Source organism: Bosea sp. BIWAKO-01 (genome assembly GCF_001748145.1).
Taxonomy (GTDB): domain Bacteria; phylum Pseudomonadota; class Alphaproteobacteria; order Rhizobiales; family Beijerinckiaceae; genus Allobosea.
Window position 1 is genome coordinate 946,978 of record NZ_BCQA01000001.1, and the last position, 24,694, is coordinate 971,671.

General features: G+C 65.4%; 24 protein-coding genes. 13 read left to right on the forward strand and 11 right to left on the reverse strand.

The features are described 5' to 3' along the window. Positions 1-3: 3 nt before the first annotated feature. Positions 4-618: a GNAT family N-acetyltransferase gene (locus tag BIWAKO_RS04360; RefSeq protein WP_069877492.1), complete on the forward strand. Its 615-nt coding sequence runs from the start codon at positions 4-6 to the stop codon at positions 616-618. 101 nt (positions 619-719) lie between these two features. Beyond that, the gene (locus tag BIWAKO_RS04365) at positions 720-3,629 is read left to right on the forward strand and encodes an EAL domain-containing protein (protein ID WP_069877493.1); all 2,910 of its coding nucleotides are present in this window, start codon (positions 720-722) and stop codon (positions 3,627-3,629) included. Between the two features lie 35 nt (positions 3,630-3,664). Here the strand turns inward: BIWAKO_RS04365 and BIWAKO_RS04370 are convergent, their stop codons facing one another. After that, positions 3,665-4,276: a YqgE/AlgH family protein gene (locus BIWAKO_RS04370; RefSeq protein ID WP_069877494.1), complete on the reverse strand. Its 612-nt coding sequence runs from the start codon at positions 4,274-4,276 to the stop codon at positions 3,665-3,667. 176 nt (positions 4,277-4,452) lie between these two features. Between BIWAKO_RS04370 and BIWAKO_RS04375 the strand changes: the two genes are divergently transcribed. The 3 genes from BIWAKO_RS04375 to BIWAKO_RS04385 all read left to right on the forward strand — a co-directional run bounded on the left by BIWAKO_RS04375 (position 4,453) and on the right by BIWAKO_RS04385 (position 6,436). Beyond that, positions 4,453-5,304, forward strand: coding sequence for a protein-disulfide reductase DsbD domain-containing protein (locus BIWAKO_RS04375; RefSeq protein ID WP_141739981.1), 852 nt, complete (start codon positions 4,453-4,455; stop codon positions 5,302-5,304). A 46-nt stretch (positions 5,305-5,350) separates the two neighbouring features. After that, positions 5,351-5,836 (forward strand): peroxiredoxin, encoded by a 486-nt coding sequence (locus tag BIWAKO_RS04380; protein ID WP_069882163.1) that lies wholly within the window; start codon positions 5,351-5,353, stop codon positions 5,834-5,836. Between the two features lie 150 nt (positions 5,837-5,986). Beyond that, positions 5,987-6,436 carry a GNAT family N-acetyltransferase gene (locus tag BIWAKO_RS04385; RefSeq protein WP_069877496.1) on the forward strand — a complete coding sequence of 150 codons (450 nt, stop codon included), beginning with the start codon at positions 5,987-5,989 and terminating at the stop codon, positions 6,434-6,436. Between the two features lie 16 nt (positions 6,437-6,452). Here the strand turns inward: BIWAKO_RS04385 and rnhA are convergent, their stop codons facing one another. From rnhA to ispH, 3 genes are read right to left on the reverse strand one after another with little or no spacing between them, the layout of a single operon-like run. After that, positions 6,453-6,899 carry a ribonuclease HI gene (gene rnhA / locus BIWAKO_RS04390; protein WP_069877497.1) on the reverse strand — a complete coding sequence of 149 codons (447 nt, stop codon included), beginning with the start codon at positions 6,897-6,899 and terminating at the stop codon, positions 6,453-6,455. After that, positions 6,896-7,861 carry a homoserine kinase gene (locus tag BIWAKO_RS04395; protein WP_069877498.1) on the reverse strand — a complete coding sequence of 322 codons (966 nt, stop codon included), beginning with the start codon at positions 7,859-7,861 and terminating at the stop codon, positions 6,896-6,898. Before BIWAKO_RS04395 ends, rnhA begins: the two co-directional genes overlap by 4 nt. A gap of 6 nt (positions 7,862-7,867) precedes the next feature. After that, positions 7,868-8,839, reverse strand: a complete 972-nt coding sequence (gene ispH, locus BIWAKO_RS04400) for a 4-hydroxy-3-methylbut-2-enyl diphosphate reductase (protein ID WP_069877499.1) — start codon at positions 8,837-8,839, stop codon at positions 7,868-7,870. A gap of 196 nt (positions 8,840-9,035) precedes the next feature. Here ispH and BIWAKO_RS04405 point away from each other — a divergent pair, with 196 nt between their 5' ends. The 3 genes from BIWAKO_RS04405 (at position 9,036) to BIWAKO_RS04415 (ending at position 13,301) form a co-directional block, all read left to right on the forward strand. After that, positions 9,036-10,895: a monovalent cation:proton antiporter-2 (CPA2) family protein gene (locus BIWAKO_RS04405; RefSeq protein WP_069877500.1), complete on the forward strand. Its 1,860-nt coding sequence runs from the start codon at positions 9,036-9,038 to the stop codon at positions 10,893-10,895. Next, the gene (locus tag BIWAKO_RS04410; RefSeq protein WP_069877501.1) at positions 10,892-12,247 is read left to right on the forward strand and encodes an MATE family efflux transporter; all 1,356 of its coding nucleotides are present in this window, start codon (positions 10,892-10,894) and stop codon (positions 12,245-12,247) included. Before BIWAKO_RS04405 ends, BIWAKO_RS04410 begins: the two co-directional genes overlap by 4 nt. A gap of 115 nt (positions 12,248-12,362) precedes the next feature. Then, the gene (locus tag BIWAKO_RS04415) at positions 12,363-13,301 is read left to right on the forward strand and encodes a DUF937 domain-containing protein (protein WP_069877502.1); all 939 of its coding nucleotides are present in this window, start codon (positions 12,363-12,365) and stop codon (positions 13,299-13,301) included. Positions 13,302-13,425: 124 nt separating this feature from the next. On the opposite strand, the gene BIWAKO_RS04420 is transcribed toward BIWAKO_RS04415, so the two are convergent. Then, positions 13,426-15,324: a methyl-accepting chemotaxis protein gene (locus tag BIWAKO_RS04420; RefSeq protein ID WP_069877503.1), complete on the reverse strand. Its 1,899-nt coding sequence runs from the start codon at positions 15,322-15,324 to the stop codon at positions 13,426-13,428. Positions 15,325-15,555: 231 nt separating this feature from the next. Next, positions 15,556-15,942, reverse strand: a complete 387-nt coding sequence (locus tag BIWAKO_RS04425) for a DUF1127 domain-containing protein (protein WP_069877504.1) — start codon at positions 15,940-15,942, stop codon at positions 15,556-15,558. Positions 15,943-16,117: 175 nt separating this feature from the next. Between BIWAKO_RS04425 and BIWAKO_RS04430 the strand changes: the two genes are divergently transcribed. Further along, positions 16,118-16,999, forward strand: a complete 882-nt coding sequence (locus tag BIWAKO_RS04430; protein WP_069877505.1) for a LysR substrate-binding domain-containing protein — start codon at positions 16,118-16,120, stop codon at positions 16,997-16,999. 47 nt (positions 17,000-17,046) lie between these two features. Here the strand turns inward: BIWAKO_RS04430 and BIWAKO_RS34135 are convergent, their stop codons facing one another. From BIWAKO_RS34135 to BIWAKO_RS04445, 4 genes are all read right to left on the reverse strand, one after another. Continuing rightward, complete coding sequence (locus BIWAKO_RS34135) at positions 17,047-17,223, reverse strand: Flp family type IVb pilin (protein WP_074471507.1); 177 nt, start codon at positions 17,221-17,223, stop codon at positions 17,047-17,049. Positions 17,224-17,325: 102 nt separating this feature from the next. Then, positions 17,326-18,705 carry a glutamate--cysteine ligase gene (locus BIWAKO_RS04435; RefSeq protein WP_069877506.1) on the reverse strand — a complete coding sequence of 460 codons (1,380 nt, stop codon included), beginning with the start codon at positions 18,703-18,705 and terminating at the stop codon, positions 17,326-17,328. Between the two features lie 192 nt (positions 18,706-18,897). Continuing rightward, positions 18,898-20,070 (reverse strand): carboxylate-amine ligase, encoded by a 1,173-nt coding sequence (locus tag BIWAKO_RS04440; RefSeq protein WP_069877507.1) that lies wholly within the window; start codon positions 20,068-20,070, stop codon positions 18,898-18,900. A 148-nt stretch (positions 20,071-20,218) separates the two neighbouring features. Continuing rightward, a complete protein-coding gene (locus BIWAKO_RS04445; RefSeq protein WP_069877508.1) occupies positions 20,219-20,971 on the reverse strand; it encodes a 16S rRNA (uracil(1498)-N(3))-methyltransferase in 753 nt (250 codons plus the stop codon). A gap of 202 nt (positions 20,972-21,173) precedes the next feature. On the opposite strand from BIWAKO_RS04445, the gene BIWAKO_RS04450 reads away from it, so the two are divergent. Next, the gene (locus BIWAKO_RS04450; RefSeq protein ID WP_084651157.1) at positions 21,174-21,650 is read left to right on the forward strand and encodes a hypothetical protein; all 477 of its coding nucleotides are present in this window, start codon (positions 21,174-21,176) and stop codon (positions 21,648-21,650) included. 7 nt (positions 21,651-21,657) lie between these two features. Further along, positions 21,658-22,623, forward strand: a complete 966-nt coding sequence (gene ubiA / locus BIWAKO_RS04455) for a 4-hydroxybenzoate octaprenyltransferase (RefSeq protein WP_069877509.1) — start codon at positions 21,658-21,660, stop codon at positions 22,621-22,623. A 121-nt stretch (positions 22,624-22,744) separates the two neighbouring features. Here ubiA and BIWAKO_RS04460 read toward each other — a convergent pair whose 3' ends face one another. After that, positions 22,745-23,266: a DUF6101 family protein gene (locus BIWAKO_RS04460; RefSeq protein ID WP_069877510.1), complete on the reverse strand. Its 522-nt coding sequence runs from the start codon at positions 23,264-23,266 to the stop codon at positions 22,745-22,747. A gap of 246 nt (positions 23,267-23,512) precedes the next feature. Here BIWAKO_RS04460 and BIWAKO_RS04465 point away from each other — a divergent pair, with 246 nt between their 5' ends. Next, positions 23,513-24,340 carry a 3'(2'),5'-bisphosphate nucleotidase CysQ gene (locus BIWAKO_RS04465; protein ID WP_069877511.1) on the forward strand — a complete coding sequence of 276 codons (828 nt, stop codon included), beginning with the start codon at positions 23,513-23,515 and terminating at the stop codon, positions 24,338-24,340. Between the two features lie 110 nt (positions 24,341-24,450). Beyond that, positions 24,451-24,693 (forward strand): DUF4170 domain-containing protein, encoded by a 243-nt coding sequence (locus BIWAKO_RS04470; protein ID WP_069877512.1) that lies wholly within the window; start codon positions 24,451-24,453, stop codon positions 24,691-24,693. Position 24,694 lies beyond the last annotated feature (1 nt).

Sequence of the window (24,694 nt, forward strand, 5' to 3'; positions counted from 1 at the left end):
GCCATGGCGCTCTTCCGCTTCTCGACCGACCCGCCAGCCCGCCCGCTCGTTCGCACGCCGAACCTGTTCCTGCGGGCGCCTCTGGCGAACGATTATGCGGCCTGGGCGGTGTTGCGGATGGAGAGCCGGGAGTTCCTGACGCCATGGGAGCCGGTCTGGAACGAGGATGACCTGACGCGGAACTCGTTCCGCCTGCGCGTCAAGCGTGCCGGGCGCGAGATCGCGGCTGACGAAGCCTATCCGCTCTTCATCTTCGATGCCGGCAGCGAAACCCTGCTGGGCGGATTGACGCTCGGGCTGATCCGCCGTGGCGTCGCCCAGGCCTGCACGCTCGGCTACTGGATGGGGCAACGCCACGCCGGCAAGGGACATATGACCGAGGCGGTGCGCGGCGCCGTGCGCTTCGCATTCTCCGACCTCGGCCTGCATAGGGTCGAGGCCGCCTGCCTGCCGGGCAATGAGCCGTCCCGCCGGTTGCTGGAGCGCGTCGGATTCCGCTGCGAAGGCGAGGCTCGGGCCTATCTGCGCATCAACGGAAACTGGGCGGACCACTTGCTCTATGCGATGATTTCGACGGACCGGCTGCTCGGCCCCGCGGAGACGGGCGGGGCGCGATGATCCACAGGGCCGTGCCTCTGCCTTGCCCTCGCCACGACCGGTCGGTACGACTTGGTCTCCCGCCCCGCTTGAGCGCGGCCCACACTGTTACCGAGTCGCGCTTGTCCCCTCCTGACCGACTTCTCCGGTTTGGCCTCGCCTTTGTCGGCCTCGCACTCCTGTTCCTGCTGTCCCTGGCCGCGCCGGCCCAGGCCGTCGAGGCCGTCCGCGTCCCTGTCGACGCCCCGGTGATCGACCTGACCCATGTGGTCGAGCGCAACAAATCCGATGGCGACGTCATCCAGATATCGACCGCGCCGGGCCCCGACGGCATCGTGCGCCGGATCGCGGTCAGGGCACGCGAGTCGGGCGCACGGCCGGACTGGATCGTCTTCGCGCTCACAAATGATTCCGACGAGCAGATCGACCGGCTGCTGGTCGCGCCGTTCCATCGCCTGATCGGCTCCGGCGTGATCTGGCCTGATCTCGGCGACACGCGGATCGAGGCCGTGACGGCGAGCCAGGGGCTTCGCCCCGAGCGCGAGGATAGCCCGGACGCTGACGTCTTCATGATCACGCTCGATCCGGGCACGACGGTGACCTTCGTCGCCGAGCTGAAATCTCCGAACCTGCCGCAGCTCTATCTGTTCGAGCAGGAGGCCTATCGCCAGAAGACCAACGGGCTGACGCTCTACAAGGGCATCATCATCGGCATCGCCGGCCTGCTCGCGCTCTTCCTGACCATCATCTTCGTGGTCAAGGGAGCGGTGATCTTCCCGGCCGCCGCCGCCCTGGCCTGGGCCGTTCTCGCCTATGCGGGGCTCGATTTCGGCTTCTTCCAACGCATCTTCCCGCTGACGCCGGCAATCGAGCGCATCTACCGCGCCGGAGCCGAGGTGGTGCTGGCGGCGACGCTGCTCGTCTTCCTCTTCGCCTATCTCAATCTGTCGCGCTGGCATGTCCGCTACAGCCATGTGACGATCATCTGGATCCTCGGCCTGTTCGGCCTCGTCGGTCTGGCCGTCTTCGATGCCCCGATGGCGTCGGGCATCGCGCGCATCTCGATCGCCGCGGTCGCAGCCGTCGGCTTCGTGCTGATCCTGCACCTGGCGACGCATGGCTATGAACGCGCCGTCATGCTGATCCCGACCTGGTTCCTGCTCGCGGTCTGGGTGACGGCGGCCGGGTTCACGGTCACCGGCCAGTTCCAGCGCGACCTCGTCGCGCCCGCCCTGATCGGTGGGCTGGTGCTGATCGTGCTGCTGATCGGCTTCACCGTCATCCAGCATGCCTTCGCCGGCGGTGCGTTGGCGCAGGGCCTTGTCTCCGACACCGAGCGGCGGGCGCTGGCGCTGTCGGGTTCCGGCGATCTCGTCTTCGACTGGGATGTCAGCGCCGACAAGATCTTCGTCTCGCCGCAGACAGAGACCCTGCTCGGCCTTCCGCGCGGCGCGCTCGAAGGTTCGGCGGCTCGCTGGCTTGAATACATGCATGTCTCCGATCGCGACCGCTATCGCGTCACGCTCGATGCCGTGCTGGAACAGCGGCGCGGCAAGCTGCAACTCGATTTCCGTCTGCGGGCCGCCAATGGCAGCTATCACTGGTTCAACCTCAAGGCCCGGCCCGTCATCGGCTCCAACGGCGAGGTCATCCGCGTGATCGGCACGCTCGCCGATGTCACCGAGCAGAGGACGGCGCAGGAGCGGCTGCTGCATGACGCGGTGCACGACAACCTGACCGGCCTGCCCAACCGCAAGCTGTTCCAGGATCGCCTCGGCGCCGTCTTCGGCTTCTGCCGCGCCGACGACAATATCCGCCCGACGGTGCTCGTCATCGACATCGACCGCTTCAAGCAGGTCAACGAATCGGTCGGCTTCTCCGCGGGCGATTCGATCCTGCTGACGCTCGCCCGCAGGCTCGGCCGTCTGCTGCGGGCGCAGGACACGCTTGCCCGCATCGGCGGCGACACCTTCGCCATGATCCTTGTCTCCGAGCGGGACCCCGAGCGTATCCTGGCCTTGGCGGAACTCGTTCGCCGCGCCGTCTCGACGCCGGTGACCTTCGCGGAACGCGAAATCTTCCTCACCCCCTCGATCGGGCTTGCGCTGTTCGACGCCTCGCCTGCGGCCCGCAAGGATGATGCTCTGAAGAACGCCGAGCTGGCGATGGCGCATGCCAAACGCCAGGGCGGCAACAAGATCGAGGTCTTCGTCCCCGCGATGCGGACCGATCGCAACGATCGTCTTGCCCTGGAGAGCGACCTGCGTCGCGCCATCGAGCGCGGCGAGATTCAGGTGATGTACCAGCCCATCGTCAGGCTGGAGGACCGGACCATCGCGGGCTTCGAGGCCCTGGTGCGCTGGGACCATCCGCGCGAGGGCCGGCTGCTGCCACAGGATTTCCTGGCGATCGCGGAGGAGACCGGGCTGATCGTCGATCTCGGCGTCTATGTGATGGACCGTACCGCACGCGAGCTCGCCGCCTGGCAGGCCGCGCTCGAGGTCGACCCGCCGATCTTCGCCAGCGTCAACGTCTCCAGCCGCCAGTTGCTGCGCCACGACCTGCTGCATGACGTCAAGACGGTGCTTGCGCGCCGGCGCGTCTTGCCGGGCACGCTCAAGCTCGAGATCACCGAAAGCCTGGTCATGGAGAATCCGGAATATGCCGCGCAGATGCTCTCACGCATCCGCGAACTCGGCGCCGGGCTCTCGCTCGATGATTTCGGCACCGGCTATTCCTCGCTGTCCTATCTGCAGCGCTTTCCGTTCGACACGATCAAGGTCGATCAGAGCTTCGTGCGCCAGATGGGCAACGGGAAACCGCCGGTGATCCTGCGCTCGATCGTCCAGCTTGCCGCCGATCTGCGCATGGACGTCGTTGCCGAGGGCGCGGAGACGGAGTCGGATGCAATCGAGCTCTACCAGCTCGGCTGCCAATATGCGCAGGGCTATATCTTCGGACAGCCGATGAGCGCAGCCGAAGCCCGCAGGCTGGTGGGCGCGAGCGCCGCGTCCTCTTCGGAAGCAGCGTAACCCCTCCCCTCTTCCGGGAGGGAGGCCGGTGCCGCTCAGGCGTGTCCGGCCGTGCTGGACAGGAACGCGGGATCGATGCCGATCTTGTGCAGCGCGCGATTGTATTTGGTTTCGATGCTGTCGTCGAAGAGCAGCGCGGGGTCTGCGGCGCAGTGCAGCCAGCCATTCGACTGGATCTCGGATTCCAGCTGACCCGCTCCCCAGCCCGCATAGCCAAGAGCAAGCACCGCGTTCTCCGGACCGCTGCCGATGGCAATGGCCCGCAGGATATCCAATGTCGCCGTCAGGCAGATGCCGTTGTCGATCGGCAAGGTCGCCGATTCCAGGAAGAAGTCCGAGGAATGCAGCACGAAGCCTCGCTTCGTTTCCACCGGTCCGCCGCGCAGCACCCGCATCCGCTCGGCCTGGCTCGGCAGGCGAATCAGCTCTTCCGAGGGAATCACGTCGAGCTGGACCAGCAGATCAGGGAACCGCGTGTCCGGCGCCGGCTTGTTGAGGATGATGCCCATGGCGCCATCCTCGGAATGCGCACAGATATAGACCACGCTGCGGCTAAAACGCGTGTCAGTCATGCCGGGCATGGCGATCAGGCACTGCCCGTCGAGATAGCTGCGGCCGCTGACGCGTTGGCTGGATCCGATCTTCATACCGCCATGCTAAATCCAATCGGCCCGGCTGGAAACCGGTGTCCTTGAAAATGCCGACACCGCGATTGCGCCCCAATCATGCGGCATAAGATGAATGGCTGCATGTCACATGATTGCCAGCAGATGTGAGAGAGATTGTTTCGCTTTTTGCAGACGCATTCCCTAAGACGGTCATCGTGAAGTCGGCATTGCTCTCACTCGCGCTCGCCGCGCTGGCGTTCAGCGCTCCTGCTCAGGCGCAGGAGGCGGCGGTTTCGTCATGGTCCCGCAGCACGCATTCCTCGATCCGCCTGATCGCCGGAGCGACGGCCCCCTCGGGCAAGCAACGCATCGGCGTCGAGATCACCATGGCGCCAGGCTACAAGACCTATTGGCGCAATCCCGGCGATTCCGGCGTTCCTCCCTCCTTCGACTGGAGCGGCTCCACCAATGTCGGTGGCCTCGACGTGCGCTGGCCCGCGCCGGAACGCTTCGAGGACGGCACCGGCTTTTCGATCGGCTATGTCGGCGAGGTCGTGGTGCCGGTGTCGGTGCAGCCGGTCGACCCCAGCAAGCCGGTCTTGGTCGTGCTCAAGCTCGACTATGCCGTCTGCGAGAAGATGTGCATTCCCGCCAAGGGCGAGGCCCAGCTGTGGCTCGAGCCCGGCGTGACCTCGGTAACCTCGCCGCGGCTCGAGAGCTTCGAGGCGCGGGTGCCGATTCCCGTCAAGCTTGGGCCGCACAAGGAGAAGATCTCGGTGATCGAGGTGCTGCCGGGCGAGGCCGGGCCTGAGCCCAAGGTCAAGCTCGTGCTGCAGGCTCCGCCGGACGGCGCGATCGAGGATGTCTTCGTCGAGGGGCCGGGCGCCTGGTCCTTCAGCAAGCCAGTCCTGAAGCCGCAGGCCGATGGCACGGTGCTCGCCCATGTCCGAATTACCGACCGTCCCAAGGGCGCCGCGGGGCCGGTGCCCTTCATCGTGACGGTGCGCGGCAAACCGGCGGCGGTCGAGACGCGGCTTGAACTCGACATCCCGGTCGCCAAGCCCTAATCCCTGACCGAGCGGCGAAGGCCGCATGGCTCACGGAGAACAGGCGATGACGATCAAGGTGGGTGACAAGCTTCCGCAGGCGACGTTCCGCGTGATGACGGCGGACGGCCCGGCAGCGAAGACGACCGAAGACCTGTTCAAGGGCAAGAAAGTGGTGCTGTTCGCAGTGCCGGGCGCCTTCACGCCGACCTGCCACAAGAATCACCTGCCCGGCTATCTCGCCAAGGCTGCAGAGATCAAGGGCAAGGGCGTCGACGCCATCATGGTGACCGGCGTCAACGACGTCTTCGTCATGGATGCATGGTCGAAGGCAACGGGCGCAGTCGGCGTCATCGAGTTCCTCTCGGACGGCAATGCCGATTTCGCCAAGGAGATCGGGCTTTCGCTCGACGGTTCGGGCTTCGGTCTCGGAACCCGCTCGCAGCGCTATTCGATGATCGTCGAGAACGGCGTGGTCGAGGCTCTCAATGTCGAAGACGCACCGGGCAAGGCCGACGTCTCCGGCGCCGAGGAAATGCTGAAGCAACTCTGAGCGCTTCGCGCATGATGAAGCCCGCCCGGCACGCGCCGCGCGGGCTTTTTCATGCCTTCTGCAACGATGCTGATCGAAAGCATGGCGCTTTGTCATGTGACAGATGCCGAGCCCCCGGGCTAGCGTGACAGCGCTATTGGGAGAGGCTGCATGTCCGAGATCACCATCCGCCCGCTCGTCGCGAGCGACCGTACCGCCTGGGGACCGCTCTGGCAGGGCTACCTGACCTTCTACAAGTCGAGCCTGCCGGAAGAGATCCATGACCTGACCTTCGCCCGTCTCACAGGCGGCAAGGAGCCGATGGGTGGGTTCATCGCCGAACGTGACGGCAAGGCAGTCGGCATCGTGCACTGGGTCACGCACCGCACCACCTGGAGCGCCAAGGATATCTGCTATCTGCAGGATCTGTTCGTCAGCCCGGATATTCGTGGCGGCGGCGGCGGCCGCAAGCTGATCGAGGCCGTGCGGCAGATGGCCGAGGCCAAGGGCTGTTTCCGCGTCTACTGGCAGACGCATGAGACCAATCTCCAGGCCCGTGAGCTCTACGACAAGGTCGCCGACCTCTCGGGCTTCCTGGTCTACCGTCAGCCGCTCGGCTGACGGGCCCGGCCGGGCTCTATCGCCCAGACTTGAACGGCGCCATGCCGGCGCGGGCGAGCGCGTCGGCGCGCTCGTTCATTTCGTCGCCGGCGTGGCCCTTGACCCATTTCCACTCGATCTTGTGGCGGCCGAGTGCGGCGTCGAGGCGCTTCCAGAGCTCCTCGTTCTTCACCGGCTTCCGGTCAGCGGTCTTCCAGCCATTCTTCTTCCAGCCATGGATCCAGCCAGTGATGCCCTGGCGCAGGTACTGGCTGTCGGTATGCAGCGCCACCGTGCAGGGCCGCGTCAGCGTCTCGAGCGCGGAGATCGCGGCCATCAGCTCCATGCGATTGTTCGTGGTCATTTGCTCGCCACCCGAGAGCTCGCGCGCCTTGCCATTGTAGCTGAGGATCGCGCCCCAGCCCCCTGGGCCGGGATTGCCCGAGCAGGCCCCGTCGGTCCAGATCTCTACTGTATCGCTCATCGTTTCAGGCCGTATTCGCGGGCGTCACCGACGCGCTGGTGGAAGGCAAGTTTGCGGTCGTATTCGAGCGGATCGAGCGGCTTGACCAGTGCGCCCGGCGGAACATTCAGCCAGTCCACCAGCCGGGTCAGCAGGAAGCGCAAGGCTGAACCGCGACACAGCGCCGGAAGCGCCTCGACCTCTGCGGAGGTCAGGGGGCGCACGCTTTCATAGCCCGCGAGGATCGCCTGCCCCTTGGTGAGATTGAACGAAGCATCGGCCTCGAAGCACCAGGCATTCAGGCAGATCGCGAGATCATAGGCGAAGGCGTCGGTGCAGGCGAAATAGAAGTCGATCAGCCCCGACAGCCGGTCCTTGATGAAGAAGACATTATTGGGAAAGAGATCGGCATGGATGACGCCGCGCGGCAGGCTCTGCGGCCAGTTGGCCTCGTGGAACGCGATTTCCGCCATCACGCGCTTGGCCAGTCCAGGCGAGACTGCCTCGGCCCCGGCACCGGCCTGTTCCGCCAGCGGTCGCCAGCCGGCGACGGACAGATCATTGGACCGGGTCATGCCGAAGCCCTCGCCAGCCTTGTGCAGGAGTGCCAGTCCACGCCCGACCTCAGCGCAATGAGCAGCCGTCGGGCGACGCACGGAGAGACCATCAAGGAAGGTCACGATCGCCGCTGGCCGCCCCGCGAGCCGGCTCACCGCCAGACCGTCCTGCGCCTTGACCGGCAGCGGGCAGATCAGCCCGCGCTCGGCCAGATGCTCCATCAGTCCGAGGAAGAACGGCAGATCAGCCGCACTCACCCGCTCTTCGTAGAGCGTCAGGATGAAGAAGCCCTGCGTGGTATGGAGCAGGAAATTGGAGTTCGAGACCCCCTCGGCAATGCCCTTGACCGCCAGCAGATCGCCAATGCCGTAGCGCGCCACGAAGGCAGCCATCTCATCGTCGGGCACTTCAGTATAGACGGCCAAATTCGCTCACTCGGCCGCATTCGGCGCAGGCTCGCCGCGCAGTTCGCGCGGCAGGGGGAAGAAGACGCTTTCATCCGCTGTCGAGACAGTCTCGACGCGGACTTCATAGCGCTCCGCAAAGGCATCGATGATCTCTTCGACCAGCACCTCGGGGGCGCTGGCGCCCGCCGTGATGCCCAGCCGCTTGATCGCACCGAAGATCGACCAGTCGATCTCGTCGGCCCGCAGCACCAGCCGTGCGGAGGGGCAACCGGCGCGCTCGGCGACTTCGCGCAGGCGCTGCGAATTGGAGGAGTTGGGCGAGCCGACGACCAGAAGTCCGTCAACCAGCGGGGCAACCCGCTTCACCGCCTCCTGGCGGTTCGTGGTGGCGTAGCAGATATCTTCCTTGTGCGGCGCGATCAGCTCCGGGAACCGCGCCTGCAGCGCCTGGACGATGCCGCGTGTGTCATCCACCGAAAGCGTGGTCTGGGTGACATAGGCGAGCGGCTGCCCGGCGGGAGGAGCAAGCTGCGCCACGTCGTCCAGCGTCTCGATCAGCGTGATCGCTCCCGCAGCCAACTGGCCCATCGTGCCGATGACCTCGGGATGGCCGGCATGGCCGACGAGCAGGATATGGCGGCCGCGCTTGTGATGAACCTCGGCCTCGCGATGCACCTTGGTGACCAGCGGGCAGGTCGCGTCGATGGCGAAGAGCGTCCGCGACGCTGCTTCGGCAGGAACCGATTTCGGCACGCCATGGGCCGAAAAGATCACCGGGCGGGTGGTGTCGGGTACCTCCGACAATTCCGCGACGAAGACCGCGCCTTTGCGCTTCAGCGATTCGACGACGTATTTGTTGTGCACGATCTCGTGGCGCACATAGACCGGCGCACCGTGCAGCGCGAGCACCTTCTCGACCGCGTCGATGGCGCGCACGACCCCGGCGCAAAAACCGCGCGGGGCACAAAGCAGGATGTCGAGCGGCGGCTTGGTCACGCAGTTTCGAGGCCTCGGAAATGGTCAGCGCCTTCTTTCGGCGTGTGCTCTGCGATGTCAAGGAAGAGCAGCGCCGCAGGACGTGACGGGCCGTTGCGCAACTCGCCCCTCGCAGCGCAGCAAGGAAGAGCCTAGATAGGCAGCACGGTCGGCTGTGGCGCTTGCGCGAGCCTGATTTCCACAACGAAGAGTTCCCATGGCCGACGCCAGTCACACGAGTTACCTGCCGCCGATCCTGATTTTCTGTGCAGGCGCAGTCATTGCCGTGCCGCTGTTTCGTCGTCTCGGCCAGTCTGCCGTGCTCGGCTACCTTGCGGCTGGCATCGCGATCGGCCCTTCGGTGCTCGCCCTGGTCAATGACCCGGACGCGATCCGGGGCACCGCCGAGATCGGTGTCGTGCTGCTGCTATTCCTGGTTGGGCTGGAGCTTCAGCCGTCGCGCCTCTACTCGATGCGCAAGGACATCCTCGGCGCCGGCCTCGCGCAAATGGCGCTCAGCGCGACGGCGATCGGGCTCGTTGGCTGGAAATTCGGTCTCTCCGTCGGCGGCGCCATCGCGGTGGGGCTCGCGCTCGCCCTGTCTGCGACATCGATAGCTCTGCAGGTCCTGGAGGAGCGCGGCGACGGCAGCGAAACCTATGGCCGGCGCACCTTCTCGATCCTGCTGTTCCAGGATATCTCGATCGCTCCGGCGCTGGCGCTGCTCCCCTTGCTGGCGACCACGGGCGCGCAGAACCATAGCGGCGCTCCAGCACTCGCGGGATTGGGCCTCGCCCTGCTCGCCGTCGCGCTGCTCGTGCTGGTGGGACGCTACCTGCTCAATCCGTTCTTTCGGATCCTCGCCAGCACCGGCGCGAAGGACGTGATGACCGCGGCCGCGCTGCTGATCGTGCTCGGTGCCGCGATGCTGATGGAGCGGGTCGGCCTCTCCATGGCCATGGGCGCCTTCCTCGCCGGAGTGCTGCTGGCGGACTCGCATTTCCGGCACGAGCTCGAAGCCGATATCGAGCCGTTCCGCGGCGTGCTGCTCGGCCTGTTCTTCATGGCGGTCGGCATGTCGCTCGACCTCCAGCTGGTTTTCGACAACGCACTGCTTCTGGCGCTCGCAGCGCCATTGCTGGTCGCCTTCAAGATCGTGGTCGCGGCAACGATCCTGCGCGTCTCCTGCTCGTCGAGCACCGAGGCCATACGGGCCGGCGCCCTGCTCTCGCCAGCGGGCGAGTTCGCCTTCGTTCTCCTGCCGCTTGGTGCTGCGCTCGGGCTGCTCAACACCCAGCAGGCGGCCCTGGCGACATCGCTCGCCGCACTCTCGATGCTGATCGGGCCGGTTGCCGCCAAGCTGATCGATCTCTGGCTGAGCAGGCGCGCCGGCCCTGCGGAAACCATGGAAGAGGATTTCGAGGGTGCCGGCGGCTCCGTCATGGTCATCGGGTTTGGCCGGTTCGGACAAGTGGTGACCCAGGCGCTGCTGCTGCAGCATATCCCGGTGACGATCATCGACTCCAATGTCGAGCGCATCCGGTCGGCGTCCAAATTCGGTTTTCGTATCTATTACGGCGACGGCACGAGGCTCGACGTGCTGCGTGCTGCCGGCGCCGGGAAGGCCAAGATCATCTGCATCTGCATCGACAATCGCGAAGCGGCCTTGCGGATCGTCGAAATGGCGAGGGCCGAATTCCCCTCCGCACGGCTGCATGTGCGGGCCTATGACCGTGTCCATGCGATCGAGTTGATGAAGGCCGATGTCGACTTCCAGATGCGCGAAACCTTCGAGTCTGCGCTTGGCTTCGGGCGGGTGACGCTGGAAAGCCTTGGCCTCAGCTATGACGAAGCCAGCCTGGTCATCGACAGCGTCCGCGACCGCGACGCCCAGCGCATGGAGATCCAGTATCACGAGGGCATCGCCGCCGGCATCCAGAAGGTGCCCCGCGTCTCGCCGGAACCTCTGGTTCAGCCGAAGGCCAAGTCCAAGGCACTTACCGAGGAGACGCGCGAGGTCATCGAGGATGGCGGAGCTGAAGTTGCGGTCGGTGGCGTCGGGGAACCGGAACGGTGAACGCACCCGTCAACCCCAACCAGGCCGTCTTCGTCAGCGGCTCGACCTTTCGCCATGTCGCGGTGATGACCGCGACCGGAGCGGTCGGGCTGATGGCGATCTTCGTCGTCGACCTGCTCTCGCTGCTCTACGTCTCCTGGCTCGGCCGGCCGGCGGCGACTGCTGGCGTCGGCTTCGCGACGATCGTTCTGTTCCTGACGGTGTCGATCAATATCGGCTTCATGATCGCGGTCTCGGCGCTGACCTCCCGCACGCTTGGATCAGGAGACCGCAAGGGCGCGCGCCGGATCGCGGGCTCCGCCATGACCTTGATGGCGCTTGCCGCGATCGCGCTCACGCTGCTGGCATTGCCTTGCCTGCCCTGGCTCCTGAGGCATCTTGGTGCGCATGGCGAGGCCTATGACGTCGCCCTCTCATTCCTTTGGATCGCCCTGCCCTCCAATCTCCTGATGGCGCTCGGCATCGGATTTTCGGGCGTCCTGCGCGCCATCGGCGATGCCCGACGCGCGATGTTCGTAACGCTCGGGGGCGGGCTCGCAACTGCGGTGCTCGATCCGCTCTTCATCTTTGGCTTTGCGCTCGGCACAGACGGCGCCGCCTGGGCTACCGTGCTGTCTCGCGTCATCTTTGCCTTTGTCGGCTTCCGTGGCGCGGTGAAGATCCACGACATGGTCGGCATGCCCAGCCGGCAGGCGCTGCTGGCCGACATGCCGCGCACGCTTGCGATCGCCGGCCCGGCGATCCTGACCAATCTCTCGACACCGATCGCTAACGCGGTCTTCGCCAGCATCTTCGCGCGCTTTGGCGATGGCGCGATCGCGGCAATGGCGATCATGGATCGGCTGGTGCCGGTGGCCTTTGGCGTGATCTTCGCGCTGTCGGGCGCAGTCGGGCCGATCCTCGGCCAGAACTGGGGCGCCGGCCGTTTCGACCGGATGCGCCGCGCGCTCAGCGACTCCGTGATCTTCGCCGTGGCCTGCGTCTGCATTGCCTGGCTCGCGCTCCTGCTGCTGCGCGGCCCGATCGTCGCCGTCTTCCATGCCAGCGGGCTGACGGCGGAGCTGGTGATGTTCTTCTGCCTGATCTCCGGGCCGATGTGGATCTTCGTCGCGATACTCTTCGTCGCCAATGCCGCGTTCAACAATCTCGGCATGCCGATCCTGTCGACCCTCTTCAGCTGGGGGCGCGCAACGCTCGGGACGATGCCGATGGCCTGGGTCGGCGCATACTATGCCGGGCCGAAGGGTGCGATGGTCGGCACCGCGCTGGGCGCAGTCGTATTCGGCGTCGTCGCACTGGTCTTCGCCTATCGCGGGATCACGCGCCTGGAGCGCCAGCCCAGGGGCGCTTGAGCATCCCAGGGCGCGAGCGTCCAAGGGCCCTTGAGCCTCGCTTGCCTGCCGGCCCCGCCCTGCTATCGTCGCGAATGCAGGCGGCGGCAGACCGCGACGAAGACGGAGAGGCGCCATGATGAACCTGTTCGAGATGATGCAATCGGCCCAGAACGGGCAGGCCATGCAGAATCTGGCTCGGCAATACGGGCTCAGCCAACAGCAGACGCAAAGCGCGCTCGACGCCTTGCTGCCGGCCTTCACGATGGGGCTTCAGCGCCAGACGCAGGACCCCCGTGCCTTCGGCAATCTCGCCCAGATGATGACGGCCTCGCCCTTCGGCTCGCTCTATGACGCCGATGGCGACGGCATTCCCGACAACGCCGCGATGATGGGCAACAACGTCCTCAACCAGCTCTTCGGCTCGAAGGAGGTCAGCAATGCGCTGGCAGCCCAGGCCGCGGCGACCAGCGGTGTCGGCCAGGCGGTTCTGAAGCAGATGCTACCGGTCATCGCCTCCATGATCATGGGCGGGTTGTTCAAGTCGACCAACAATCAGGGGCTCGGCGGCATCTTCGGGCAATTCGCCGAGATGATGCAGGGCAGGATGCCGGGCCAGCAGCCTGCGCCGCAGACGCAGCAACAGACTCCAGGGAGCTCACTCGACGCGATTCTCGGGAGTCTGTTCGGGCAGGCGGCCGGCGCGCCTCCGACTCAAGGCGGCGGTCCCTTTGGCGGCGGTCCCTTCGGCGGATCTAATCCCGGCGGACCCGCCGGAGCCGACCCGATGGGCGGGCTTCTCGGCCAGATCCTGACCGGGATGCTTGGCGGTGCAGCGGCTCAGCCCCAGGCGGCGCCGTCCCCGTCACAACCGCGTGGCCAGGCCTCCAGGCCCACGGCAGAGCCGGAGCCGGAACCAGATCAGCCTGCGCCCTCGGGCGAAGCCGGGCCGGGTTCGATCGGCCTCGATGCGCTGAACCAGATGTTCGAGCATGGTCGCCAGGTGCAGGACGACCATCAGAACGCGCTGAAGTCCATTCTGGACGCGATGCTCGGCGGCGGGCAGCGTCGCTAGATCATCGGACCGGGTATCGTATCCGGCCCGATAATCTAACCTTTTGTCTTTGCATCGGCTTTGCCCCGAAAACCGCAATCCAGTTTTCGGGGCGATGCTTTAGGCACTCATCGCCCTGGACCGATCAGGCGCTGCGCCGCTGCGACCAATTGACCTCGGCGCCACGGCCTTCGGACATGGCGGCAGCGATCGCCCGGAGATCGGCGACGGTGTCGCGCGTGCGGAAGCTCGAGACGAGATCGTTGAGGCGCCGGATCTGATCGCCGAGTGCGCTGGCGGAGGCTGCGCTCTGTTCGGCCAGTGCGGCGTTCTGCTGGGTCATCTCGTCCATATGCGCGACCGACTGGCTCATCTCGTCGATTCCGTTGGCCTGCTCGGCCGAGGCCGCGGAGATTTCGGATACGGTCGCGGAGACTTTTCGCGATGCGGCCACGATCTGAACGAGCGCTTCACCCGCAGAGCGGACGAGCCCGACGCCCTGCGCCACCTCCGCTCCCGATTCCGAGATCAGCGCGCTGATACCCTTGGCGGCCTCGCCCGAGCGCTGCGCCAGCGTACGGACCTCCGAGGCGACCACGGCAAAGCCCCTGCCAGCATCGCCCGCCCGCGCCGCTTCGACCGCAGCATTCAACGCGAGCAGATTGGTCTGAAAGGCGATCTCGTCGATGACCGAGGTGATGTCGGAGATCTTTCGTGAGGCCGTCTCGATGCGTGCCATCGCAGCGACCGCATCATGGACAATTGCACCGCCCCGTTGCGCCACGCTCATTGCCTCATCGGCCAGCGAGACGGCCTGCTTCGATGCGTGCGCAGAGGCCTTGACCGAGGCGGCAAGCTCTTCCGTGGTGGCTGCAGTCTCCTCCAGCGATGACGCCTGTTCCTCGGTGCGCTTGGAGAGGTCGTCTGCGCCCATATTGATCTCGCGCGCCGCGTTGCCGACATCGGCCGCAGTCGCCTGGATGGTGGTGATCGTCATCGAGAGATGCTCCACCGCCGTATTGAAATCGTCGCGCAGCTTCTCATAGGCGGCGGCAACCTCCGCATCGATGCGGTGGCTGAGATCGCTCTTCGAGAGCAGGTCGAGGCCCTCTGCCAGCAGCCCCATGACCAGCTCCTGCTCGCGCGCGAGTTGCTCCTGCTGCTTTGCCTGCTCAGCCCGCTCGTTCTCGATCAGCAGGCGCTGCTGCTCGGAAAGGTCTCGTCCCTCGGCGCTCTCCGCCTCGAGACGCTGCACCGCGAGGCCGTTTTCCTTGAAGACCTGGACCGCACGCGCCATCGCGCCGATCTCGTCCTTGCGCGCCTGACCCTGGACCTCGACCGCGTAGTCGCCCCTGGCGAGATCATCCATGCGCGACTTCAGGGCTTCCAGCGGCCTGGTGATCGAAATCCGGGTCAACAAGGCAGCACCGCCCAGGCCAAGCAGGATGCCCAAGGCTGAGAGGCCCAGGATGACGATGCTCAGTTCGCTGGCCTCGGCATCGAGCGTTTCCGAGGTCGCCTGGGTTTCCGTCTTGATGGCTTCGTTGAGCTTGCCCGCGGCGGTGACGATTTCGCCAATGGTGCGATCGAGCTGGGACATGACCGACAAGGCCGCCAGATCCTCGTCTTTGGCGGCCTGGGCGACGATATCGTCGATCTGCGGTTTGAGCGCGGAAAGTGCCCGGCCCATGGCGTCGAACTCGGCAGCCTTCTGCGGGAAGCTGATCTTGGCCTCGATCAGCTGGAACTGCGCACGGTCATAGGCCTTGCGCACATCCTCGATGCTGGTCGCGTTCTGCTTCATGAATTCGGGATAGGCGATCGCCTTGTAGAGATCGCGCACGATGTCGGTCATGGCACGGGTGGTCCGGCCCGAATCGAGGATCGCCGTCGCGCTGTGCGAGATCAGGTCGGAATATGCCTTCTGGATCCGCGCATATTCGCGGCCGGCATAGACGGCCGTTGCAACGCTGATCAATCCGAGAACGATGAGCGGGATCGCGATCTTGGTCCTGAGACGCAGATCCTGAAAGCGCAGAGACATTCGCATACCGACACCCACCCCCCCCGAGAAGCATCGAACCGGGCATCGCCGCGGCATGTCGGGAACGTTCGGCGGGAATGCTGAAAAATAGGTTACGAATGCCGGTTTAGGGCTCAATTTCAGGCGAAATGGCTCAATTCCCGCATCCACCATGCCCCGGGAGAGCCTGAACAAGAAAAACGGACGGAAGCACGAAGCTCCCGCCCGCAAGAAACGCGCAGTGCCAAGGGGTCAGGCGCTGCACGCAACCGTCGAATGCGAACCGGCCGTGACCGGGCGCGGCGTGAGAGGCTTGGCGACAGCAATCTTCACCTGAGCCTGTCGAACACCCTCTTCGCGCCGGAGAGAGGCGACGCCGGCCCGCGCGCTGGAGCGGGCCGCGAGTGCCGCCGAAGGGTCCTTGAGCCAGGATACGGTCAGTGCGCCGTCGATATCGGAGCGGACGAGACCGATATCCTTGAGCCCGCGCTCGTCGAGCTCGGAGAGCCTCAACACCTCGCGGCGGTGAATCAAAGCGCGCGTCAGGGCTTTCACGCCAACATAACCACCGGCGACAACACGCGTGACGCCGGTGGCGACGAACGAGAGCGACTTCGGAACGAATGTCAGGATCAGCATGGCGACCTCCTTCAGGGGTCTGGCGGCAAAACGAGCATTTCCCGGCCCGGCTGGAGCGCACCGACGACACGGACTGGAGAATGCCTGAAGGATAGCTTTGCGCTGGCCATCAGCCAAACGAATGGTTATGATACTTCACAGCACGGATATTGATGATCCATCGTGGGGGTGCTCCATGGCGCATGTTCTCGACGCCGACCAGCTCAAGACCTTTGTCGCCATTGCCGATACGGGCTCGTTCACCCGCGCGGCGGAGATCGTCTACAAGACGCAATCCGCCGTCTCGATGCAGATGAAGCGCCTTGAGGAACGGGTCGGGCGCCCGCTCTTCGGCCGCGACGGACGCCACGCCAAGCTGACGGAAGATGGTGAGCGCCTGCTGGATTACGCGCGCCGCATCGTGCGCCTCAATCTCGAATGCGTGGCGAGCTTCGCCGATGCAGACCTCAAGGGGCGCATCCGCCTCGGCGTCCCCGACGACTATGCCGACCGCTATCTACCCGAGATCCTGGCTCGCTTTGCACATTCCAACCCGCGCGCTGAGGTGACGGTCGTTTGCGAGCCGACACCGATGCTGGCCGAACGCATCGGCACCGGTGATATCGACCTTGCCATCATCACCCATGTCGAAGGCCGCGGTCAGGGCGAGATCATCCGGATCGAGCCCCTGCTCTGGGTCACTTCTGCGCGCCATACCGTCCATGAGGAGGACCCGCTCCCGCTCGCACTCGGCCGCCCAACCTGCAATTGGCGCCAGGCTGCTGTCGAAGCGCTGGAGAAGAAGGGGCGGCGCTTCCGCGTGCTCTATGCGAGCTGGAACTCGACTGCGGTCGGTGCAGCCGTAGTCGCCGGCCTCGCCGTCTCGGTGCTGCCGGAGAGCGCGATCAGGCCCGGCATGCGCATTCTCGGCCCTAGCGAGGGCTATGCAACCCTGCCGTCTTGCAAGATCGGGCTGTTGCGCACGCGCTTCGACCCCTCGGTGCTCTCGAATGCCCTTGCGGAGCACATCATCCAGAGCCTCGACAACCTCGCGAGCTTCAAGACCGCGGCGGAGTAGGTTCGTCGGGTGCCCGCTCCTGCCCCGGGTCCCCGCAGCCGCAATGTTCAGGGATTGAGCCCGGCCTGTGCCGCTTCGAATACGCCGCGTATAAACCGGCCGATCTCCTGCCCGCCGATGATCACGGACATCGATATCCCGGCGGCGATCAGCCCATATTCGATGGCAGTTGCGCCGCGGTTGTCGCGGGCAAAGCCGAGAAGAAGGGTGAGCAATCGTTCCATGGCCGGATGCTCACTCCGAAGCTTCGGAGAAAGCGTTAACGCCCGATGGCAAATGCCGCGAAACGCCAGCCCTGCCTAGAAATTCCGTGGCTGATCGACCGTTTAGATGAGCAAATCCTTAAACACCGGCTCGACACGCGCGTTCCATTCCCCGCGATACCGGTCTGCAAGGTCCTGAGCCAGGCTGCGGCCGCCCTCGGCAATCGCGAGAACAGGATCGAGGAAGCGCGTCTCGTCCTCGCCCTTGCCGTTCAGGCGGGCGCGGCGCGCGAGACCAGCGCGCGACAATTCCAGAACCTGTTGCGCAATCTCACGCGCGCTGCGGCCGGCGACTGTGGCAGAGAGCCCCGCCGCAGGCACTGCGTCGCGCAGGCCCTGACGCTCCTCGGTGCTCCAGCTCTTGACCAGGTCCCAGGCGGCGTCGAGCGCGACCTGATCATAGAGCAATCCGACCCAGAAGGCGGGCAACGCGTTCAGCAAGGCGGGCGGCCCGGCATCGGCGCCCCGCATTTCCAGAAAGCGCTTCAGCCGAACCTCGGGGAACAAGGTCGACAGGTGGTTGGCCCAATCGGACATGGTCGCCTGCTCGCCCGGAAGCTGCGGCAAGCGGCCGGCGAGCAGATCGCGGAAGGAGGCGCCGGTCACGTCGTGATAGACCGGCCCGCGCTTGACGAAATACATCGGCACATCGAGCGCCCAGTCGACATAACCCTCGTAGGACATGCCCTCATCGAACACGAAGGGCAGCATGCCCGAACGGGCATTGTCTGTATCGAGCCAGATTTCGGAACGCACCGACTGGAAGCCGTTGAGCTTGCCCTCGGTGAAGGGCGAAGAAGCGAAGAGCGCAGTTGCAATCGGCTGCAGGGCAATCGAGACCCTGAGCTTCTTCACCATGTCCGCCTCGTCGGCGAAATCGAGGTTCACCTGCACGGTGCAGGTCCGGAACATCATGTCGAGGCCGCGCGTGCCGACCTTCGGCATGTAGTTGGCCATGATCCGGTAGCGGCCCTTCGGCATGACCGGGGTCTGCTCCCGCGTCCAGAGCGGCGAATGGCCCAGCGCCAGGAAGCCGATATCGTGAGGCTCGGCGACCGCCTTCACATCGGCGAGATGCGCGGCGAGCTCCGCCGCCGTTTCGTGCAGCGTTTCGACCGGCGCGCCGGAGAGTTCGAACTGGCCACCGGGTTCAAGCGAGATTGCGCCGCCACCTTCGGGACCGGCCAAGCCGATGATATGGCCGTCATCAATGATCGGCTCCCAGCCGAGCCGCTGCTGCATGCCTTCAAGCAGGTGCCGGATACCGCCCGCGGCCCCGCGCCCCTCGTACGGCACCGCGCCGATATCCGCGCGGTAGAACGGGAACTTCTCGTGCTCGGTGCCGATCCGGAAGGCGGAGCGAGGCTTCTCGCCTGCCGCAATCCAGCCGATCAGCTCGGACTTCGACGCGATCGGGGTGGAATCGGACACATCGCGAGCCATGGGCGCTCCGGCAGGACGAAGGGATGGCCGACATCTCGCACGCACCGGACGGCACGGGCGAGGCAGGCCCAGGAAGCGTCAGACATATGCGACCGCCGAACGGAGGACAACGACCTCCGTCCCGCGTTCGTGGAAGGAGATTGCTTGCGCAAATGCACAACGCACATGCCGGCATCCCGAAACCGCTTGCGTTCAGGCCACACCGCGCAGCGGCTGGCTTATGTCCTGCAGCCGGCTTGCACCGTCGTTTCGTGTCTCTGACGCCAGCCAGTCGATGACTGAGGCCAAGCCGCCCGCGTCGCCCCCAGTGCGCGCGCGGGCCTCCTCGAAAATGGCAAGCTGTCGATCCGCACTGGTGCCCTGAGCCGCAATCGTCCGGCACTCGCCAAGTTCGGCGGCACAGCCGAGCGCCGCGGCATCGTCCGAAAGCTGATCGATCAGTTCGTCGACCAGGCCCGGAACCGAGCGCATCCCCTTGGTTTCCGGGCAGACCAATCCGCCATGGATCCCATAGCGCTGGGCCCGCCAGACATTCTCCGCTGCGATGGCGCGCGCGGCGGCAGTCAGATCGGCGTTGAGCCCGGGATTCCTGCAGAGGTGGCGAATTAGGCACCGATAGAGCGCGGCGATGGCCAGCGTATCGTCCAGGCGCGTGCAGCTGTCGGCGATGCGCAATTCCAGCGTCGGGTGCTTCTCAGAAGGGCGAATCGCCCACCAGATAGAGCTGGCATCCTTGATGGCCCCGGCCGCTACCAGGGTATCGACATAGGCGCGGTAGTCGGCGGGGTCGAGGAAGAGCTCCGGCAGGCCGGTGCGCGGTAGTTCCGCGTAGGCGGATAATCTGTAGCCCATCAGGCCGGTACGCCGCCCCTGCCAGAAGGGCGAAGATGTCGACAGTGCGAGAAACACCGGGAGGAACGGCATGATCCGCCCCATCAGCCGGATGCGCTGATCTTCGTCCGGCACCTCGACATGAATATGGAGCCCACAGAGCTGGTTGCGGCTGCCGAGCATCTGGAGCTCGCGCATCAGCCTGTCATAGCGAGCGGCCTCGGTGGCCCGTTGCCGCGACCAGGACGCGCTCGGATGGGTGCCGCAGGCAAGCAGGAGCATGTCATGGGCCAGCCCGATGCTCGCAAGGCCGGTCCGCAGCGTCGCCAGCGATTTACGCGCTTCTCCCATCGTCTCGCAGATCGGGGTCGCCACCTCGATCTGGGACTGCAGCATCTCCCGTTGGACTTCGCTCGGAAACGCCGCATGCACGGCATCGAGGAATGCCGGCGAGATTTTCCGGACGATGCCACGTGTCGTGAAGTCGGACAGGAAATACTCTTCTTCGATACCGAAGCGGCAGGCTTGGCTCATCTCATGGTCCTCGCGGGTCGTCGAATCACGGGGGCAGACCCTCGCGCGCAAAACCGGCCCTGAATGAGCCGGTTCGATGGCACCGCGACGAATGTGGATTTTCCTCCCCAACGACCAACGCGGAATTCGGCGCGCCGTTCCTGCGCGCTCAGCCCGATCTCGAGACCCAATCGCCCAATGTCGCCTGGACCAGGGCAAGCGCCGCGACCGCCGCCGTATCGGCGCGCAGGATGCGCGGGCCGAGCGAGATACGGATTGTCTTGGGGCGAGACAGCACTCGCCGGCGCTCTTCGTCGTCAAAGCCGCCTTCGGGACCAATCAGCAGGGCGAGCGGTGCTGGTGGGGTTTCCGCCAGCGCGCTCACAGGGCTCGCCGCCGCCATGCCCTCGTCGCAGAAGATCAGCAGGCGCTCGGGCTCGAGAGCGGCCAGCACCACGTCGAGCGACTGCTCGGAACGGATGTCCGGCAAGGCCAGGATGCCGCATTGTTCGGCGGCCTCGATGGCATTGGCCTTGAGGCGCTCGAGGTTCAACCGCGAGACCTGCGTGCGTCGGGTGAGCACTGGCTGCAGCACACCGGCACCCATCTCCACCGCCTTCTGTGCCATGTAATCGAGCCGGGCATGTTTCAGCGGTGCGAAGAGGTAATGCAGGTCTGGAACGGGAGTCTGGTGCTGCACCTGCCGCAATGGGCGCAGGCTCGCCTGCTTTCGCCCTTCCGGGACGATCGCGGCAAGCCATTCGCCATCCCGCCCGTTGAAAACGAGGACGCCGTCGCCCTCCCGCAGGCGCAGGACGTTGAGAAGGTAATTGGCCTGCTCCCGATCGAGAGGAACGGGCACTTCCCGTACCAACGCGGAATCGAGATAGAGCCGATGTTTCGGCAGATCTGGCATCGGCATAGGCGCAAACAGTCTCCACTCTTGCGACAGCAACTGATTTTGCGATGCCATTGCGGCGGGAAAGTCGCCACATTCTTCGTTTATTCGCAAGAGTCGGTAACAGAATTCGGTTCGATGTTGCCTGACGCTTGGCGAGACCGCCCCTCTGCTGATATGGAGTGCGCGGTTCGAGGAACCCTCACCGATTGGGAGCAGGACTATTATGCGGCGATACGTGGCCTCGGGGTTGATTGCGACGCTCGGCTTGGCAGCGGCGACATTCCTCCACGTCAGCCCCGCGAGCGCTCAGGCCTCGGGCTGCGAACAGCTTCAAAAGCTCCTGCAGGAGCGGCAGTCGATCGTCGCGCGGTTGAACAGCGCTTCCAAGGCGAAGCGCAAGCTGACGCCGACTGAGGCCTGCGGCACGCTCGGCAGCCTCGTCAACAACGGCAACGCCACCCTCAAATTCGCGACCGCCAATCAGGACTGGTGCCAGATTCCGCCGACCTTCGTGGACGGCATGAAGGCTGACAATGAGAAGGCGGCAGGCTTCCGCAATCAGGCCTGCAATGCGGTCAAGCAGCAGGCGGCCATGCAGCGCAAGGCGCAGCAGCAAGCGCAGCAGCAGGGCAATAATCCGTTCGGCGGCGGCGATGCGTTGACCGGCGGCCCGATGCGGGTGCCGCAGGGCGCGCTCTGATCTCGTCATGGCCCTGGCCTCGAAGCCAGCCGGTGCATCCCTGGCTGATGCCCCCCTCCCCGACGCACTGAAGGGCCATTGGGTCGATACCCGGGCGCCGCAATGGCTGCGCCCTTATCTCAAACTTGCCCGCATCGACCGGCCGATTGGCTGGTGGTTGCTGCTGCTGCCATGCTGGTGGGCCGCGGGGCTCGCGGCCATCGCGAGCGGCAGCGCATTTCCCAATCTCTGGCACGGCCTGCTCTTCTTGGTTGGTGCCGTCGTGATGCGGGCCGCGGGCTCGACCTTCAACGATATCGTCGACCGCAAGCTCGATGCGCAGGTGGCACGAACGCGCGGCCGCCCATTGCCCTCCGGGCAGATCACAACCAAGGCGGCCGCACTCTTCATGGTTGCGCTGTCATTGGTCGGGCTGCTGATCCTCGTCCAGTTCAATCGCTTCACGATCCTGCTCGGCATCGGCTCGCTGGCGATCGTCGCGATCTATCCCTTCATGAAGCGCGTCACCAACATGCCGCAATTCGTGCTGGGCCTCGCCTTCTCATGGGGTGGGCTCCTGGGCTGGAGCGCGGTGTTCGGGCGGCTCGATCCACCGGCCTACCTGATCTACGCGGCTGCGATCGTCTGGACCATCGGCTACGACACCATCTACGCCATGCAGGACATCGAGGACGATGTGATCGCCGGCATCAAGTCGAGTGCCCGCTATTTCGGGTCCTGGACGCGCGAGGCGGTAGGCCTCTGCTTCGCGCTCTCCGTCGCACTCGCCGGCCTGGCAACCTGGAGCGCGGGCAGCGGTGCAATCGCCTGGATTGGGCTTGCGGCCTTTGCAGCGCATCTCGCCCGGCAGGTTTCCCGTATCCAGGGCGCCACCTCCCCGGTCGCCCTGGGATTGTTCCGCTCCAACCGCAATGCCGGCCTGCTGCTGGCCGGCGGCTATGCGCTCGATGCGTTGAGCCGCGCTTTCCTGTGAAATGAAGGCCCAAGGCAGCGGCCCGAAGAGCGGTTTGCGGTCTTCGGGAAAGCCGATGCCGCCACAGGAGATTAGATCATGGGACGGGATACGAAATCCGGTCCCATGATCAAAGCGCAGCTCAATCCGTCAGCCGCTCGCCGGAGACGATGACCGGCCGCACTGGCAGCTGCGCGGTCTTGCGCCGTGTCAGAAAGCGTGGGCGGCGGCCATTGAGAAAGGCGTGCCGACGGCGGATGCGGATCGGCCCCAGTGCCAGCCGGCCGAGCTGAGGAAAGGGCTCGGTGATCACGCCATCGACGGATTCGAGCAACAGCGGCAAACCGCTGCTGCGACCGCAGTCGCGCCAATGTGCCACAGCGTCTTCGGCATCGAAGACCGCGACGCTGATCGCACGGCCATCGCCGGCCGTCAGCGCGAGTTCCAGTCGTTCATCTTCGCCGGACGGATTGGCTAGCCGCAGGGCAATGCCGCGCCAGCCGGGGTTTCCGCGCAAGATCCTCACCGAGGCGATGCGCTCGATGCGAGGCGCCTCGACCTGCACCGGCATCGGATTGCGGGCGACTATGCTGCTATGGTTCGGGCAGCCGAGAAGGTTCGGCGCAAAGCCGACCTCCCCGGCAGCCGGCGTGACGCTGGCCATCGGTTTTACGCCTCTCATGTCCCTGCTGCGCGGAGCCCTCTGTGAAGTCCGGGGCTCTCGTGCTTGCAGGGTGGAGAGTGGACCGCAGCCCTATCCGAGCACTTAAGAGCTTCGGTTAAAGGAATGTGTTGCGGCCATTTCGGCGTCTAAATCGGCCGCTATCGGGCGTGATGCTTGACGGAATCTTTCGCAACTGCGCTGCTTTTTCACCTTGAAACCGCAGCAGGGAGGCTCGATAGGGAGCGCATGACTTCGCAAACGCTGTCTGTCGCCCCGGATCTTCTGCCTCAAGTTCGGGAAAGCTGCATCGAGGCGGGTGCGCTGGCACTCGAACTGTTCCGCCCCGGAGCCAGGACCGCGGCCCGGACATGGTCGAAGAGCGGCGGCTCGCCTGTCACCGAAGCCGACATCGCCGTCGATACTTTCCTGCGGATCAGACTCTCGGAATTGCTGCCGGAGGCCGCATGGCTATCGGAAGAGACCGCCGACGACGCGCAGCGGCTGTCGCGCCGTCTCGTCTGGGTCGTCGACCCCATCGATGGAACGCGCGCGTTCATGTCGGGTTCGCCGGACTGGGCGGTTTGCGTCGCCCTCCTCGCTGATGGCGCACCGGTGACCGGCGTCGTGCATGCGCCCGCCTGCGGCGCAACCTATACGGCTCGACGGCACGGGGGAGCCTACTGCAACGACCGGCCGATCGCGACGACCCGCCTGACCACGCTCGGCGGCGCTCGCATTGCGGGGCCAAAGCCGATGCTCGACGCCCTGGCGCGGATCGAGACGTTCGACGCTGCCGAGAAGATCCCTTCGCTCGCACTCAGGCTGGCACGGATTGCGGACGGCACGATCGATGCCGGGCTCGTCTCCCCTGATGCGCGGGACTGGGACCTTGCCGCCGCCCATCTCGTGCTGGACGAAGCCGGCGGCCGGCTCAGCGGCGGGAGCGGCAACCCCGTCGTCTACAACCGCGAGGTGCCGGTCCACGGCATGCTCGTTGCCAGTGGCGCAAGCCTCGCGGAGCCGTTGCTTGCTGCAATGCAGCGCCTGCGCGAGATCCCGCCGCAGAGCGCCTGAAGGCCAGCCGCTTTCCGACAAATGCAACCTCGCTCAATCGGCACTCGCACCGCTCGCGCGGATAGCTTATCTGGTGCCGCGGCAGAGCCTCATTCCCGCTGGAGAGACAAATGAACGCAGACACCGACCAGAAGCAGCTTCTTCATCTCGTCTTCGGCGGCGAGCTGAGCTCCCTTGACGGCATCACCTTCAAGGACCTGGCGAAGCTCGACATCGTCGGCATCTACCCGAACTATGCGAGCGCCCATGCGGCCTGGAAGGCCAAGGCGCAGGCGACCGTCGACCAGGCTCAGATGCGCTACTTCGTTGTGCACCTGCATCGTCTGCTCGATCCCGAAACTGCGAAGTCCTGAG

Excerpts from the sequence above, each read along its gene's own strand:
- BIWAKO_RS04360 (WP_069877492.1), top strand. The coding sequence starts at position 4 with ATGGCGCTCTTCCGCTTCTCGACCGACCCGCCAGCCCGCCCGCTCGTT.
- BIWAKO_RS04370 (WP_069877494.1), bottom strand. The coding sequence starts at position 4,276 with ATGAAGATCGGATCCAGCCAACGCGTCAGCGGCCGCAGCTATCTCGAC.
- BIWAKO_RS04380 (WP_069882163.1), top strand. The coding sequence starts at position 5,351 with ATGACGATCAAGGTGGGTGACAAGCTTCCGCAGGCGACGTTCCGCGTG.
- BIWAKO_RS04385 (WP_069877496.1), top strand. The coding sequence starts at position 5,987 with ATGTCCGAGATCACCATCCGCCCGCTCGTCGCGAGCGACCGTACCGCC.
- rnhA (WP_069877497.1), bottom strand. The coding sequence starts at position 6,899 with ATGAGCGATACAGTAGAGATCTGGACCGACGGGGCCTGCTCGGGCAAT.
- BIWAKO_RS04405 (WP_069877500.1), top strand. The coding sequence starts at position 9,036 with ATGGCCGACGCCAGTCACACGAGTTACCTGCCGCCGATCCTGATTTTC.
- BIWAKO_RS04415 (WP_069877502.1), top strand. The coding sequence starts at position 12,363 with ATGATGAACCTGTTCGAGATGATGCAATCGGCCCAGAACGGGCAGGCC.
- BIWAKO_RS04420 (WP_069877503.1), bottom strand. The coding sequence starts at position 15,324 with ATGTCTCTGCGCTTTCAGGATCTGCGTCTCAGGACCAAGATCGCGATC.
- BIWAKO_RS04425 (WP_069877504.1), bottom strand. The coding sequence starts at position 15,942 with ATGCTGATCCTGACATTCGTTCCGAAGTCGCTCTCGTTCGTCGCCACC.
- BIWAKO_RS04430 (WP_069877505.1), top strand. The coding sequence starts at position 16,118 with ATGGCGCATGTTCTCGACGCCGACCAGCTCAAGACCTTTGTCGCCATT.
- BIWAKO_RS34135 (WP_074471507.1), bottom strand. The coding sequence starts at position 17,223 with ATGGAACGATTGCTCACCCTTCTTCTCGGCTTTGCCCGCGACAACCGC.
- BIWAKO_RS04435 (WP_069877506.1), bottom strand. The coding sequence starts at position 18,705 with ATGGCTCGCGATGTGTCCGATTCCACCCCGATCGCGTCGAAGTCCGAG.
- BIWAKO_RS04440 (WP_069877507.1), bottom strand. The coding sequence starts at position 20,070 with ATGAGCCAAGCCTGCCGCTTCGGTATCGAAGAAGAGTATTTCCTGTCC.
- BIWAKO_RS04445 (WP_069877508.1), bottom strand. The coding sequence starts at position 20,971 with ATGCCGATGCCAGATCTGCCGAAACATCGGCTCTATCTCGATTCCGCG.
- BIWAKO_RS04450 (WP_084651157.1), top strand. The coding sequence starts at position 21,174 with ATGCGGCGATACGTGGCCTCGGGGTTGATTGCGACGCTCGGCTTGGCA.
- ubiA (WP_069877509.1), top strand. The coding sequence starts at position 21,658 with ATGGCCCTGGCCTCGAAGCCAGCCGGTGCATCCCTGGCTGATGCCCCC.
- BIWAKO_RS04460 (WP_069877510.1), bottom strand. The coding sequence starts at position 23,266 with ATGGCCAGCGTCACGCCGGCTGCCGGGGAGGTCGGCTTTGCGCCGAAC.
- BIWAKO_RS04465 (WP_069877511.1), top strand. The coding sequence starts at position 23,513 with ATGACTTCGCAAACGCTGTCTGTCGCCCCGGATCTTCTGCCTCAAGTT.
- BIWAKO_RS04470 (WP_069877512.1), top strand. The coding sequence starts at position 24,451 with ATGAACGCAGACACCGACCAGAAGCAGCTTCTTCATCTCGTCTTCGGC.